We start from the raw sequence: 14155 nt of genomic DNA on the forward strand, positions 1-14155 counted from the left end.
TGTTATATCTATTTCGAATTTATATTTAAAGTTAAAGTTGCTCCTAATGCAGGTAATCCGGTTAATGGATCTGGAATAGCAGCCGGTTTAAATTGAAAAGAGAGATCCTCGCTGACATCATAATATTTTAAATGTTGATCTACAGCGGCATCCAATGCTCCCAATAAGTACCAACCACAAGAAACAATAATCATAAAATCTCGATCTCTACGAAAACGGTCCCTTCTTGAGACCAAATTGTCAACAGATAGGTTTCTGTAGATTTCAGGAATTAAATCATCGTTAGTAGGATCGGCATCAGCTTTATAAGCCAACCAATGACTACTTTCTATATAATTGGTATGATTAAATTTAATGAAGTAACCAAACACGGCGTACCCACCATAAAGGATAGGTATTTTCCAAGCTTTATTATTGTGTATCTGACCTAAACCGGGGATAACAATGGTATAAAAAGAAGCTTGTGTTGGTCCTGTTAAACTTTTATACTGAGTTCGTTTCTTTCTTTTTCTTTCTTTCTGATCAATATGATTGGGCATTTGTTTTAATGAATTAAGTGAATCGATCACTCTTTCATTATAAGCCACTTTTTCGTCTTCCGTCATATTTCTATACACAGAATCAGTTTCAACTTGTGCAAGCACATTATTTGAAACTGACAATAGGCATAAGATGAGCGAAAAGAAAGATAAAAATTTAAAGAATTTAGGCATCAGTGTGTTTTAAGAATGTCAAGTATTCTATTTAAATCTTCAACAGATGTGTAAGGAATCTTAATTTCACCTTTTCCATCTGAAGCATTATTAATTTTAATCTGAGTACCAAAGTGAGTTGATAAATCTCTTTGCAAACGGCTGAATTCAAAATCAAGTGGTTGACTTTTGGCTTTAGCACTAGCACTTTTAAGATCTTTACCTTGAATCACATCTCTAACAAGGTTTTCAGTTTTTCTTACAGAGAGTTCATTCTTGATAATCATATCATAGATCATCAATTGCACCTCGATACTATTCACGTTTACCAAAGCACGAGCATGTCCCATAGAAATACTATTACTTCTTAGACCTGCTTGAATTTCCGGTGGAAGCTTCAATAAACGAAGGTAATTGGCCACAGTAGAACGTTTTTTTCCTACACGATCACCAAGTTCCTCTTGTTTTAGATCACATTCAGCGATTAAACGTTGGTATGTGATTGAAATTTCTATAGGATTAAGGTCTTCTCTCTGAATATTTTCAATCAAAGCCATTTCAAGCATTTGCGTATCGTTGGCTCCTCTAACATAAGCTGGAATCTTTTCCAATCCCGCCATTTGAGAGGCTCTCCATCTACGTTCGCCCGAAATAATTTGATATTGATGTTCTGTTAGTTTTCTGACTGTAATAGGCTGAATAATACCCTGAACACGAATAGAATCTGCCAATTCTTTAAGTGCATCACTTTCAAACTCCAAACGAGGTTGATAAGGATTTCTTTCGATTTCAGAAATGGCAATTTCATCAAGTTTTTCGACAACTTGTTGTGTTACCTCTGGAGTAGGGGCTACTTGTTCCACTACTTCCTCAGGTTGAGCATCAGATTTATTCTCACCAAGTAAGGCACCTAAACCTTTTCCTAGTGCATTTCTCCTTTTTAATGTTTTCTTTTCTTGTTTCTCTGGCATAATTTAATCCGCCTATCAGTTCATTTAATCGAGGTAAATAATCGGTTCCTATGCTTTTACTTCAATCTTGTTACGTTTTAATATTTCTTGTGCTAAGTTGAGGTAGCTTACAGCGCCTTTACTTACCGCATCGTGCTCAATCACAGGAACGCCAAAACTAGGAGCCTCACTAATTTTAATGTTTCTAGGGATGATCACCTTAAATACTAAATCGCCTAAATTCTTTCTCACGTCTTCCACTACTAAATTAGAAAGTCTTAAACGCGTATCATACATAGTCATCAAAATCCCCTCGATCAACAAGTTAGGATTTAGACGTGATTGGATCAAGTCAATAGTCTTTAAAAGTTTATCCAATCCTTCTAATGCATAATATTCACATTGCACAGGTATAATTACAGAATCTGCAGCAGTAAGTGCATTTACTGTAATTAAATTTAACGATGGAGAACAATCAATGATAATGAAATCATATTTGTCTTTCACTTGTTCAAGTGCTTTCAACATTCTTGTTTCTCTATCTTCTATATCAATCATCTCGATTTCGGCCCCAACAAGGTCGATATGAGATGGAATTATATCTAAATTATCAAATTCAGAGGCCACAATAATATCTTCTGCATTAATATCTTCTACCATGCAGTTGTAGATACTTTTTCTTTCTTCCTTAGGATCTAAATTTAATCCTGATGTGGAGTTTGCTTGTGGATCTGCATCAACTAAAAGTGTATTATATTCTAAAACAGCAAAGCTTGCAGCTAAATTCACCGAAGTTGTTGTTTTTCCTACGCCACCTTTTTGATTAGCAATAGCTATGATCTTGCCCATTTTTTTAAAACGCTTTTATTCTTTGTAAACACAAATATAGTTTTTTTCAGCATCTACTTTAAAAAATTATATTTTCTTTAATTAAAGTGAGGCAAAAACATAACCTTTTTTAGAAAAATGCTCTAAAAATCGAGGTAGAACATACCTTAAATTTTTTTCTGCCTTAATACTATCGTGAAAAACTACGATCGAACCGTCCTCTGTAAGTTTAATTGCAGTGGCTAAACACTTCTCTTCGTTGAAGTTCTTATTGTAATCTCTGGTAAGGACATGCCACATGATTATTTCATACTTTTCTTTTAAAGTATGTATCATTTGTTTTCCTACTTGTCCATGAGGAGGTCGGAATAATGGTTTCTTTCGATCGGTATCAAAGAGTGGATTGGAAACGAGTTGTTCATCGCAAACCTTTACATTATCCAAATACTTATTATATGAAGTTTTCCAATATTGTAAATGATTAAAAGTGTGATTTCCTGCTGTATGTCCCGCCTCTAATACCTTATTATATACTTCAGGATGTTTTCTGATATTATCACCCACACAAAAAAATGTGGCTTTAGCATTGTATTTAGCCAATTGATCCAAAACCCAAGGTGTAATCTCCGGAATGGGACCATCATCAAAAGTAAGATAAATAGTAGGAATTGAGGTTGCTTCTTTTTTCCATGTCAGGGACGGAAAAATTTTATCTCTTACAATACTGCCAACTCTTTGTATCATTTTTCAAAAGAAATATTATTTGATACAAATATACACGGATTAAATTTTTTTGTTAGAAATGATAAATATAATCTCTCTAATTTAGGGTTATTTGATGTTTTGCATTGTTAAATGATTACAATAGAATGTTAGGTGTCGTAATTATTATCAAAAAGAAAAGAAAGGAATGTTATATTATTTGCAAAAGAAAAAGATAGGTAATTATATTTGAACTAAACAATGATTGAAAATGTTGAGAAAAATGCAAAATATCATCCTAAATATTGTCATTATCGCTAACGTCGTCCTGCTAAAGGAGAGGTAATGGTCAGTATATGATATTTTGAAAAATATAAAACTTGGCCATTGTCAGAATAAAAAACTTGACAGTGGTTTTTTTTTATCACATGAAAAATCCGATTTATCAACCTTAAAATACTTTTCGCTTATGGTGAAGTATTATGATCAAGACACAGTAATTTTCCACAATGGAGAATTCGTAAAAGCAGCAGAGTCGAAAGCAGATTTGTTTTCGCAGTCATTACACTATGGTAATGGCGTATTTGACGCTATGAGAGCGTACGGAACCGCTTTGGGTCCAAACATCTTTAAAGCAAGAGAACACTTTACTCGTTTTCTTGAAGCAGCAAATACAATGCACCTCGGTCTCGATTATACGGTAGATGAATTAGTGGGAGTTTCTTATCAGTTGTTGGAAGAAAATGGTTTTACTGATGCATACATTAGACCGCTAGTATATGCAGAAGCAAACATGGACTTAACACCAACGAAGAAGCACAACATTTTTATAGCAGCTTGGAGATGGGATAAATTCTTAGGGAAAGACCTTTTGGATATCACAATCTCTGCCTACACAAGGCCAAGTCCGCATTCGTTTAATGTAGAGGCAAAGATTTCTGGGCACTACATTAATTCAATTGTTTCTATTGCAGAAGCTAAAGAAAGAGGATTTGATGATGCTTTATTATTGGATGTTGATGGATATATCGCGGAAGGTACAGGCGCCAACTTCTTCTTTGAAAAAGGAGGAAAGCTTTATACTTCTAAAAAAGGACATATCTATCCTGGCATCACAAGAAATGTAGTTTTTGATATTGCAAAATCATTAGGAGTAGAGGTGGTAGAAGGACAATACAAGCCCGAGGACCTAAAAGATATCGATGGTGCGTTCTTTACAGGTACTGCTGCTCAAATTACAGGGATCAACTCTATCGACAGACATTTGGTCTTGAAAGATTGGGAAGAAACGATTGGTTTTGAAGTATTCGAGAAATACAGACAATACGTGACACAATCAGAATACGATAACTATTCTATTATATAACAAACTGATTTTTAAATCAACAAACAAAGAAGACAACTATGGCAGAGATGTTAAACAAGCATAGCCGCACGATTACGCAAGACGATACACAACCAGCAGCACAAGCCATGCTATATGGTATTGGTTTGACAGAAGAGGATATGGATAAGCCTCAAATTGGTATCGCAAGTACAGGTTATGAAGGTAACACTTGTAATATGCACCTTAATGGATTGGCAGCAAAAGTAAAAGCTGGAGTTCAAAAAGAAGGGATGGTTGGTTTAGTATTTAATACTATTGGTGTTAGTGATGGTATCACTAACGGTACAATTGGTATGCGTTACTCATTACCATCAAGAGATATTATTGCAGACTCTGTGGAGACAGTTGTTAATGGTCAGTTTTATGATGGTTTAATCACTGTAGTAGGTTGTGATAAAAACATGCCTGGTGCAATGATGGCGATGTGTAGAATCGATCGTCCAACAATCATGTTATATGGTGGTACGATTGCTTCTGGATGTTGGAAAAAACAAAAACTGAATATTGTATCTGCTTTCGAAGCATTGGGTGAAAAAATCGCCGGTACTATTTCAGACGAAGATTATAAAGGTGTCATTAAAAATGCTATTCCAGGTGCTGGTGCATGTGGTGGTATGTATACTGCAAACACAATGGCTTCAGCAATTGAAGCAATGGGTATGAGTTTACCTTACTCATCATCTAACCCTGCAGTATCAGATGATAAGAAAAATGAATGTGCGAATTTAGGTCCAGCGATCCTTAACTTATTAAAGTTAGATCTGAAGCCTTCAGATATTCTAACAAAAGCTTCTTTCGAAAACGCTTTAACAGTGATTATGGCATTAGGTGGTTCTACCAATGCTACTCTTCACATGTTGGCCATCGCCAAAGCTGCTGATGTTGAATTAACATTGGACGATATCCAAAGAGTATCTGATAGAGTACCTTTCTTTGCAGATTTAAAGCCTTCTGGTAAATATTTAATGGAAGATGTATTTGCTGTGGGTGGTATTCCAGCTGTAATGAAAACACTTCTGAACTGGGGCTTGTTAGACGGTTCTTGTATGACGGTAACTGGTAAAACAATTGCTGAAAACTTAGCGGATGTTGATCCTCTAGGTTCTGATCAAGATTTAATGCGTCCTCAAGACAACCCAATCAAATCAACTGGTCACTTACAAATTCTTTACGGTAATCTTGCAACTGAAGGTTCAGTAGCGAAAATCACAGGTAAAGAAGGAGAGAAATTCGTTGGTCCAGCAAAAGTATTTGATAACGAATTTGCTGTAATCGATGGTATAGCTAACGGAGAAGTAGAGAAAGGTAATGTGGTAGTGATTCGTTACGAAGGTCCAAAAGGTGGTCCTGGTATGCCAGAGATGTTAAAGCCAACTTCTGCTATTATGGGTGCAGGTCTTGGTAAAGATGTAGCATTGATTACTGATGGTAGATTCTCAGGTGGTACTCACGGTTTTGTTGTAGGTCATATTACACCAGAAGCTGCAGTAGGTGGAAATCTAGCATTAGTGAAAGATGGAGATATGATTACTATCGATGCTGTAAACAATAAAATCGAAGTAGCTGTTTCTGATGAGGAACTAGCAGAAAGAAGAGCACAGTGGGTGGCTCCAGATCCTAAGTTTAAAAAGGGTATTTTATATAAATATATCAAAACTGTTTCTTCAGCGTCCGAAGGATGTGTAACAGATGAATTTTAATCTGTAATTAAGAACAAGTAGTACGAAAAATCATTTCAATAATGAGTACAACAGCAAAAGAGTTCACTAAAGAACAAGAAGCCAAAGAGACAACCAAAAAAGTATCAGGTGCTGAAGCACTATTGATGGCATTAGTAGAAGAAGGAGTAGATACAATGTTTGGTTACCCTGGTGGAGCGATCATGCCGGTGTATGATAAGCTTTATCATTATGATGACAAATTGAAACACATTCTTGTGCGTCACGAGCAAGGTGCTACACATGCAGCACAAGGATATGCTCGAGTCAATCATAGAGTAGGGGTATGTCTGGCAACTTCTGGACCTGGCGCAACAAACTTAATTACAGGTCTTGCTGATGCAATGATTGATTCCACTCCATTGGTGGCAATCACTGGTCAGGTAGCGTCTCACCTTTTAGGTACAGATGCTTTCCAAGAAACAGATGTGGTTGGTATTTCTACACCGGTAACGAAGTGGACATACCAAGTAACCAAGGCTTCTGAAATTCCAGAAGCCATTGCAAAAGCATTTTATATCGCTAAAAGTGGCCGTCCAGGTCCTGTATTGATTGATATTACAAAAGATGCTCAGTTCCAAGAAATTGAATTTTCTTATAAGCCATGTACAAGAATTAGAAGCTATAAGCCAGTTTCAAAGGCGGAAGAATCTTCATTGGATGATGCGGCTAGATTAATCAATCAAGCGAAAAAACCATACATTTTAGTAGGTCACGGAGTAATGCTTTCTAAAGCAGAAAAGGAATTAATTGCCTTTGCTGAAAAAGCAGGAATTCCAATGGCTTCTACTTTATTAGGATTGTCGGCTGTACCGGCAGATCATCCTTTAAATGTGGGTTATTTAGGGATGCATGGTAATTATGGTCCCAACATCAAAACAAACGAATGTGACTTATTGATTGCCGTTGGTATGCGTTTCGACGACCGTGTTACAGGCGATTTAAGTAGATATGCAAAACAAGCAAAAGTAATTCACATCGAAATTGATCCATCTGAGATCGATAAAAATGTGAAAGCGGATGTGCCAATTATTGCTGATGCAAAAGAAGCTTTAGAAAGGTTAATTCCTAAAGTGAACGAAGCAAAGCACGAAGAATGGTTGGCTGAATTCCATGCTTGTGATGAAATTGAAAAGAAAGAAGTATTGGAATATGCTTTAGGCGACTCTACTGAAAAAGTGAAAATGTCTGAGGTAATCAAAATGCTTTCTGATAAAACAAAAGGTGAAGCCATCATCGTAACGGATGTGGGACAACATCAGATGGAAGCTTCAAGATACTATGAATTTAAAATTACAGATAGTATTGTAAGTTCTGGTGGTCTTGGAACAATGGGATTCGCTTTACCTGCTGCAATGGGTGCAGCAGTTGGTGCTCCTGATCGTTTAGTAGTTTCTATCTCTGGTGATGGAGGGTATCAAATGACGATTCAAGAGTTGGGAACCATTTTCCAATATAAAATTCCTGTAAAGATTCTTGTTTTAAATAACAGTTTCTTAGGTATGGTAAGACAATGGCAAGAGCTATTCTTCGATAGCCGTTACTCTTTTACAGAGATGGTAAATCCTGATTTTGTGAAATTGGCGGAGTCTTATTATATCAAAGCGGATAAATCAGAATCTAGAGAAGATTTGAGTGCTAAGATGGATCAGTGGTTAAATACTGAAGGTCCATGTTTCTTAGAGGTAGTGGTAGAAAAGGAATCAAATGTTTTCCCTATGATCCCTACTGGAGAATCTGTATCAAATGTTCGTTTAAAGTAATATCAATATCATGGAAGGAAAACAAAGATTTACTTTATCAATATTTACGGAAAACGTAGTAGGTTTAACAAACCGTATTTCAATTATCTTCACAAGAAGAAAATTGAATATTGAGAGTTTGACTACATCAGCATCAGAGATCGAAAATGTTCACCGTTTTACAATAGTGTTTTACACTACTAAAGATCAAGCTGAAAAAGTAGCAAAACAAATAGAAAAACAAATAGATGTTGTTCGTTGCTTTGTATATGAAGATAGCGAAATCATCTATCAAGAAATAGCCTTATATAAGGTAGCTGTTGATAATCTTACAGATTCAGATGCTGTTGAAGAAATAGTTAGAAAGAATCACGCAAGAATATTAGCTGCAAAAGCTGACTTTATTGTGATCGAAAAAACAGGTCATAAAGAAGAAACTCATACTTTGTATGATGCTTTAAAACCTTACGGCTTGATGCAATTTGGTCGTTCAGGCAGAATTGCATTGTCAAAGGAACGTCAGGAGATTAGCTCTCTGTTGGCAGAATTTGATCAAGAAGATACAATTGCTTAAGCCCTTGATCAATTTAGATCAATAGTATAAGCTTTTTAATACATCAAGAACTGGGGGAGAGCATTCGCTTTCCCCTTTTTGATAGTTTTGATTCAATTTAAAGCTATCAACTTTTCATCATATTATGGAAATAAAAGAAGCAGTGGATTTACCAAGTGTAGAATCAATCGTCAAAGCACATCGAAAATTAAAAGATGTAGTGACACGTACTCCTTTAATGCGTAACATGAACCTATCTGAGCGTTATGGTGCAGATATTTGGTTAAAGCGTGAGGATTTACAAATTGTTCGATCTTATAAATTACGTGGAGCCTTTAATAAAATTTCGTCTTTAACTAAAGATGAACAAAGCAAAGGTATTGTTTGTGCGAGTGCGGGAAACCATGCTCAAGGCGTTGCGTATTCTTGTAAGCAACTAGGTATTCATGGCGTTATTTATATGCCTGCACCTACTCCTAATCAAAAAGTGAGTCAGGTAAGAATGTGGGGAAAAGACAAGGTAGAAGTCGTTCTTGTAGGCGATACATTTGACGATGCTTATGCTGCTGCTATGGAACGCTGTGATCAAGAAGGAAGAGTATTTATTCATCCTTTTGACGATCCTAAAGTGATTGAAGGTCAGGGTACCGTTGGTTTAGAAATTCTTGAAGACGCAAAAGATGAAATCGACTACTTGGTGATGCCAATTGGTGGAGGAGGTCTATCTTCTGGTGTAGGTAGCTATTTTTCTCAGATCAGTCCGAATACCAAAATTATTGGGGTTGAACCTGAAGGTGCTCCTGCAATGAAAGCCTCTTTAGATCAAGGGGAAGTAGTTACATTAGAGAAAATAGAAAAGTTTGTCGACGGAGCTGCCGTACAAAGAGTAGGTGATAATACCTATCAGATTGCCAAACAATTCTTACAAGATGTGATCTTAGTGCCTGAGGGGAAAGTATGTTCTACTATCCTAAAGTTATATAACGAAGATGCAATAGTTGTAGAACCTGCCGGCGCCTTGTCTATTTCTGCTTTAGATGCAATTAAAGACGAGATCAAAGGTAAAAGGGTAGTCTGTGTTGTATCGGGTTCTAATAACGATATAGGGCGTATGGAGGAGATCAAAGAACGTTCTCTTTTATACGAAGGATACAAACATTACTTTATGGTACGTTTCCCTCAAAGAGCAGGTGCTCTCAGAGAATTCTTGACTGAGGTGTTAGGTCCAAAAGATGATATTGTACACTTTGAATACACAAAAAAGGTAAACAGAGAGAAGGCTCCAGCAATCGTTGGTATCGAAGTGAATGATCCTAACGACTTCAATGCACTTCAAAATAGGATGACTGCAGGAGGCTACAAATTCGAATTATTGAACGAAAATCAAGATATGTTCAATTTTTTGATTTAAATCACATTTAGTTTTGACTTGTAAATCAATCTTTTACAATTTCATTAAGATTAGATTACATTTTTAATGGGTGTAATACTTGTTTTATAGCAAACAAGGGTGCATATTTGCATCGCTTTTAAGGAAACGACGTCCTGAAAAGCACACTGGAGCAGTAGTTCAGTTGGTTAGAATACCTGCCTGTCACGCAGGGGGTCGCGGGTTCGAGTCCCGTCTGTTCCGCCAACAAGTCTTCATCAAGACTTTCAAAAACTAGATGACTGGAGCAGTAGTTCAGTTGGTTAGAATACCTGCCTGTCACGCAGGGGGTCGCGGGTTCGAGTCCCGTCTGTTCCGCCAACAAGTCTTCATCAAGACTTTCAAAAACTAGATGACTGGAGCAGTAGTTCAGTTGGTTAGAATACCTGCCTGTCACGCAGGGGGTCGCGGGTTCGAGTCCCGTCTGTTCCGCCAACAAGTCTTCATCAGGACTTTCAAAAACTAGATGACTGGAGCAGTAGTTCAGTTGGTTAGAATACCTGCCTGTCACGCAGGGGGTCGCGGGTTCGAGTCCCGTCTGTTCCGCCAACAAGTCTTCATCAAGACTTTCAAAAACTAGATGACTGGAGCAGTAGTTCAGTTGGTTAGAATACCTGCCTGTCACGCAGGGGGTCGCGGGTTCGAGTCCCGTCTGTTCCGCCAACAAGTCTTCATCAAGACTTTCAAAAACGGATGACTGGAGCAGTAGTTCAGTTGGTTAGAATACCTGCCTGTCACGCAGGGGGTCGCGGGTTCGAGTCCCGTCTGTTCCGCCAACAAATAGAAAGGTAAGTTCGAAAGAGCTTACCTTTTTTTATTTTTATCAAACTATTGAATAATTAGCAAATAAACCTATTATCACATGTTGAAAAAAAGTATAGTAACTATTCTGGTTTTTATCCTACTCTCTTTCATTTTTAGAAAGTATCAGAGTACTAATGAACCTGCTTTAATAAATGAAAAATATCAAGAGTTAGTTGAAAGCCATTTCCCCAATGAAAAATTAGAAAATTTTATTATTAAGTATAATGTAAATGAGTATTCTCAAAAGGAGGATGTAGATTTTTCAATCAAATTGATTAGTGAAAAAAAAGTTCTATTCTATGAGGGAAAAATGAATTATGTAAATGACCATTGGGAAATTCAAGAGACAAACCTTAAACTAACGGAAAGGTAAAAATTAGAATTTTTCTAGAATGTTTTTTAAATCCTCAGGCCACCCAATTTCATACCTCATTCGTTCCAAAGTCACTGGATGATCAAAATGTAATAGCCTTGCATGTAAACAATGCCTTCCTATAGTATTCTGAAGCTGAGAATTGCCTGTATATTGCATTTTCTCATATCTTTTATCACCCACTAGAGGATGACCTATATATTGCATATGCACACGAATTTGATGTGTTTTACCTGTTTCCAATTCACATTCTACCACAGAGAAGTCTTTATAGGATTTTATGGTTTTATAATTAGTGATCGCCATTTTTCCAAAAGCTTCATCTTCTGAAACCTCAATACTCATTTCATCCATAGGATTTCTACCTATAAACTTTTTGATAGTTCCTTCTAAAGGATCAGGTGTTCCCCATACAATTGCATGGTATATTCTTTTGGTTGATTTTCCTTTGAATTGATCTCCTAAATGTTCTCTTGCTTGAATCGTTTTAGGGACTACCACAATCCCACTAGTATCTTTATCTAGCCGTTGAACCAAACAATCCTTTACTAAGGCCTCTGTTTGATTAGTGACATTGTAATGATGTTGTAAAGCATTCTGAAGCGTTTCCTTGTATACTCCTAATCCTGGATGCATAGACATGTTTGCAGGTTTATTGACGACGATAAAGGATTCATTTTCTTCAAGAATATCTAAATCATAATCATATGGAATTAATTCTTCTAATTTTCTGAAAGATTCGAACCATTTCACCTTATCAAATGGTTTTAATTGATAAGAAGATTTAGATTTTTTATCATTCACCAAAACCATCTGTGATTTGATATGTTTTTGAATCACATTTCTACTCTTGTTAGGAAGTTTTATCGAAAGGAAATGATCCAATCGCATGGTTTGTCCTCCTTCGGGAATATCAAATGATGCATGTAGATGTTTTGATGATGACATTTTTGGTTTTGTATCTTGATTGGTATTACTAACTTGCAAAACTAATTTTTTAGAAGAACAATATGGAAGAAAATCAGCCTTCATTCGAGCACAAAGGTGATGAAAATACACAAGAAACGATCATAGTAAAGAAAAAGTTTGTAGGTATGCCTACATGGAAACACTTTTTACTATTCGTATTGACTCTTATAGCGACTACTTTGGCAGGATTGGAATGGATTTATGGAAAAACAATATTAGCTCCTGAAGAAATAACTGCCGAACATTGGAAAGGGGCGTTAACCTATTCTCTTTGCTTTGTAGGTATTCTGACTGTGCATGAATTCGGTCACTATTTCACAGCAAAATATTATAAGTTAAAAGTGACTTTACCGTATTTTATCCCTGCTTGGTTCTTTACATTTCTACCATCAATAGGTACGTTTGGTGCTTTTATAAATATTAAGTCAAGACTGAAATCTACAAAAGAGTTTTTTGATGTAGGGGTAGCGGGACCATTGGCCGGTTTTGTTGCTGCATTATTTGTTTTGATTTACGGTTTTACACATCTTCCAGAACCAGAATACATATTTGAAATTCATGATACCTATAAAGAATATGGGTTAGATTATGCAGAGCATGTGTATAATGACATCCCTGAAGGTGAGGACTTACAAATAGGAACCAACCTTCTATTTGAGATCATGAAATATGCTTTCGTAGATGATATGTCTAAATTTCCCAATCCACACGAAATGATGCACTACCCGTTTCTATTTGCGGGATTTTTAGCATGTTTCTTTACAGCTCTAAATTTATTGCCTTTTGGTCAGTTGGATGGAGGACATGCATTACACTCTATTATTGGACATAAATGGTTTCATAAACTAACTCCATATACATTTGCCTTATTTTTATTTTGGGGTGGATTAGGTTTATTCTCTGCAGAGGATCCCAACGATTATCTGATTGCCTATGTACCAATGTACCTACTTTATCTCTATTTTGTTTCTATGAGGTTATTTAAAGATAAGGTGACAATTGGTATGTTTGTGATGATAATTTTCACCTCGCAGTTTGTCTTAACGACAATATACCCTACCATTCAAGGATATACCGGTTGGCTGTTGTGGGGCTTTATGTTGTCTAGATTTTTAGGATTAAATCACCCTAGGCCAATAATAGAAAAAGGTGTTGACTCCAAAAGAAAAATTATTGGTATCATCACCTTGATCGTGTTTATTTTATGTTTTACTCCAGCTCCTCTTATTCTTGAGTAGAGCTGTCGCTAACTTCGTATGGCGTTTTTATAGGATTGAAATTCGGGATATCCAACATACCAAAACCATGATCGGCCAATTCGCCAAAACCATTGTGGTAAATAAATTCCTGAACTTCTGGAGCAGCTAACACTTCAAAAGGAAGAGTGTAGCCTCTAGCTTCCATAATTTGTCCGTCTTTAATCACAGAGTAAATACGGGCAAATTTCTTATCCATTCTATTGATTCTTTCCAAGTACTGTTGGTCTGGAATCACTTGAAAACGGAAGAAAGAAGAAATTTGTTCTGGAGTATATACCCCTGATTTTTCCATTCTGTACATTGTAGAATCATACAACATATCCGAAAACTCATCGCTTAATGGGTTGACAAACAGTTTGTTGTTTAATCCTTCTACTTGGTGGAAGGGAACAATTGGAGATATACATAGATATTTCATTGATTCTTGAAATATCGGAGCCTCTTCGATTTCAACAGCATCAGCTTGTAGCATCAAGTTCCCCAAAAGAATATGGGATTCTTGGAACAAGCCTATCACTACTTTATCAATGAATTGTTGGTTCGGGCTGGTTAAAACTATGGTTGCTTTCTTAGAAAAATAATGCAAGCCTTCTCTTCCCACTTTTGTCTGTCCTTTAAGTCCAGAAAAGGTAAAGTTGGTACTCTCAAACAGAGCATTATCAGAGCATGCGATTTTGAGCATGTTCTGAACAAGCTTTTGGTGGTGGAAGGGCAAAATTGCTCCTTTATTTCTAAGATTGAAGATTATT

The 14155-nt window shown here is 36.4% G+C and carries 13 protein-coding genes and 6 tRNA genes; 13 read left to right on the top strand and 6 right to left on the bottom strand.

Translation table 11 applies throughout. The annotated features are described in order from the left end of the window. Positions 1 to 8 precede the first annotated feature (8 nt). The 4 genes from MY04_RS00520 to MY04_RS00535 all read right to left on the bottom strand — a co-directional run bounded on the left by MY04_RS00520 (position 9) and on the right by MY04_RS00535 (position 3214). On the bottom strand, positions 9 to 713 hold the full coding sequence (locus MY04_RS00520; protein ID WP_066204786.1) for a DUF5683 domain-containing protein: 705 nt from the start codon (positions 711 to 713) through the stop codon (positions 9 to 11). Further along, positions 713 to 1663, bottom strand: coding sequence for a ParB/RepB/Spo0J family partition protein (locus MY04_RS00525; RefSeq protein WP_066204789.1), 951 nt, complete (start codon positions 1661 to 1663; stop codon positions 713 to 715). Before MY04_RS00525 ends, MY04_RS00520 begins: the two co-directional genes overlap by 1 nt. A gap of 48 nt (positions 1664 to 1711) precedes the next feature. Next, positions 1712 to 2491: a ParA family protein gene (locus tag MY04_RS00530; protein WP_066204792.1), complete on the bottom strand. Its 780-nt coding sequence runs from the start codon at positions 2489 to 2491 to the stop codon at positions 1712 to 1714. A gap of 81 nt (positions 2492 to 2572) precedes the next feature. After that, entirely contained in the window at positions 2573 to 3214 is a 642-nt protein-coding gene (locus MY04_RS00535; protein WP_066204795.1) for a polysaccharide deacetylase family protein, read from the bottom strand. Positions 3215 to 3641: 427 nt separating this feature from the next. Between MY04_RS00535 and ilvE the strand changes: the two genes are divergently transcribed. The 12 genes from ilvE to MY04_RS00595 all read left to right on the top strand — a co-directional run bounded on the left by ilvE (position 3642) and on the right by MY04_RS00595 (position 11178). Further along, positions 3642 to 4538 carry a branched-chain-amino-acid transaminase gene (ilvE, locus tag MY04_RS00540; protein WP_066204797.1) on the top strand — a complete coding sequence of 299 codons (897 nt, stop codon included), beginning with the start codon at positions 3642 to 3644 and terminating at the stop codon, positions 4536 to 4538. 38 nt (positions 4539 to 4576) lie between these two features. Then, complete coding sequence (ilvD, locus tag MY04_RS00545; RefSeq protein ID WP_084005714.1) at positions 4577 to 6259, top strand: dihydroxy-acid dehydratase; 1683 nt, start codon at positions 4577 to 4579, stop codon at positions 6257 to 6259. A 41-nt stretch (positions 6260 to 6300) separates the two neighbouring features. After that, positions 6301 to 8040, top strand: coding sequence for a biosynthetic-type acetolactate synthase large subunit (ilvB, locus tag MY04_RS00550; RefSeq protein WP_066204801.1), 1740 nt, complete (start codon positions 6301 to 6303; stop codon positions 8038 to 8040). 10 nt (positions 8041 to 8050) lie between these two features. After that, complete coding sequence (gene ilvN, locus MY04_RS00555; RefSeq protein WP_066204806.1) at positions 8051 to 8593, top strand: acetolactate synthase small subunit; 543 nt, start codon at positions 8051 to 8053, stop codon at positions 8591 to 8593. 124 nt (positions 8594 to 8717) lie between these two features. Further along, the gene (gene ilvA, locus MY04_RS00560) at positions 8718 to 9983 is read left to right on the top strand and encodes a threonine ammonia-lyase (RefSeq protein WP_066204809.1); all 1266 of its coding nucleotides are present in this window, start codon (positions 8718 to 8720) and stop codon (positions 9981 to 9983) included. Between the two features lie 148 nt (positions 9984 to 10131). Beyond that, a tRNA-Asp gene (locus tag MY04_RS00565) sits at positions 10132 to 10208 on the top strand. A 37-nt stretch (positions 10209 to 10245) separates the two neighbouring features. Continuing rightward, positions 10246 to 10322 (top strand) — tRNA-Asp (locus MY04_RS00570). A gap of 37 nt (positions 10323 to 10359) precedes the next feature. Further along, a tRNA-Asp gene (locus MY04_RS00575) sits at positions 10360 to 10436 on the top strand. Positions 10437 to 10473: 37 nt separating this feature from the next. Continuing rightward, a tRNA-Asp gene (locus tag MY04_RS00580) sits at positions 10474 to 10550 on the top strand. A 37-nt stretch (positions 10551 to 10587) separates the two neighbouring features. After that, positions 10588 to 10664 (top strand) — tRNA-Asp (locus tag MY04_RS00585). A 36-nt stretch (positions 10665 to 10700) separates the two neighbouring features. Continuing rightward, positions 10701 to 10777, top strand: a tRNA-Asp gene (locus MY04_RS00590). A gap of 86 nt (positions 10778 to 10863) precedes the next feature. Further along, complete coding sequence (locus tag MY04_RS00595) at positions 10864 to 11178, top strand: hypothetical protein (RefSeq protein WP_066204812.1); 315 nt, start codon at positions 10864 to 10866, stop codon at positions 11176 to 11178. Positions 11179 to 11181: 3 nt separating this feature from the next. Here the strand turns inward: MY04_RS00595 and MY04_RS00600 are convergent, their stop codons facing one another. Then, a complete protein-coding gene (locus MY04_RS00600; protein ID WP_158297500.1) occupies positions 11182 to 12126 on the bottom strand; it encodes an RluA family pseudouridine synthase in 945 nt (314 codons plus the stop codon). A 62-nt stretch (positions 12127 to 12188) separates the two neighbouring features. On the opposite strand from MY04_RS00600, the gene MY04_RS00605 reads away from it, so the two are divergent. Beyond that, complete coding sequence (locus MY04_RS00605; protein ID WP_236941086.1) at positions 12189 to 13385, top strand: site-2 protease family protein; 1197 nt, start codon at positions 12189 to 12191, stop codon at positions 13383 to 13385. On the opposite strand, the gene cas6 is transcribed toward MY04_RS00605, so the two are convergent. After that, positions 13372 to 14088: a CRISPR-associated endoribonuclease Cas6 gene (cas6, locus tag MY04_RS00610; protein WP_066204819.1), complete on the bottom strand. Its 717-nt coding sequence runs from the start codon at positions 14086 to 14088 to the stop codon at positions 13372 to 13374. The two genes, MY04_RS00605 and cas6, sit on opposite strands and share 14 nt — an antisense overlap. Positions 14089 to 14155 lie beyond the last annotated feature (67 nt).

It is taken from the genome of Flammeovirga sp. MY04 (assembly GCF_001682195.2).
Taxonomy (GTDB): Bacteria; Bacteroidota; Bacteroidia; order Cytophagales; family Flammeovirgaceae; genus Flammeovirga; species Flammeovirga yaeyamensis.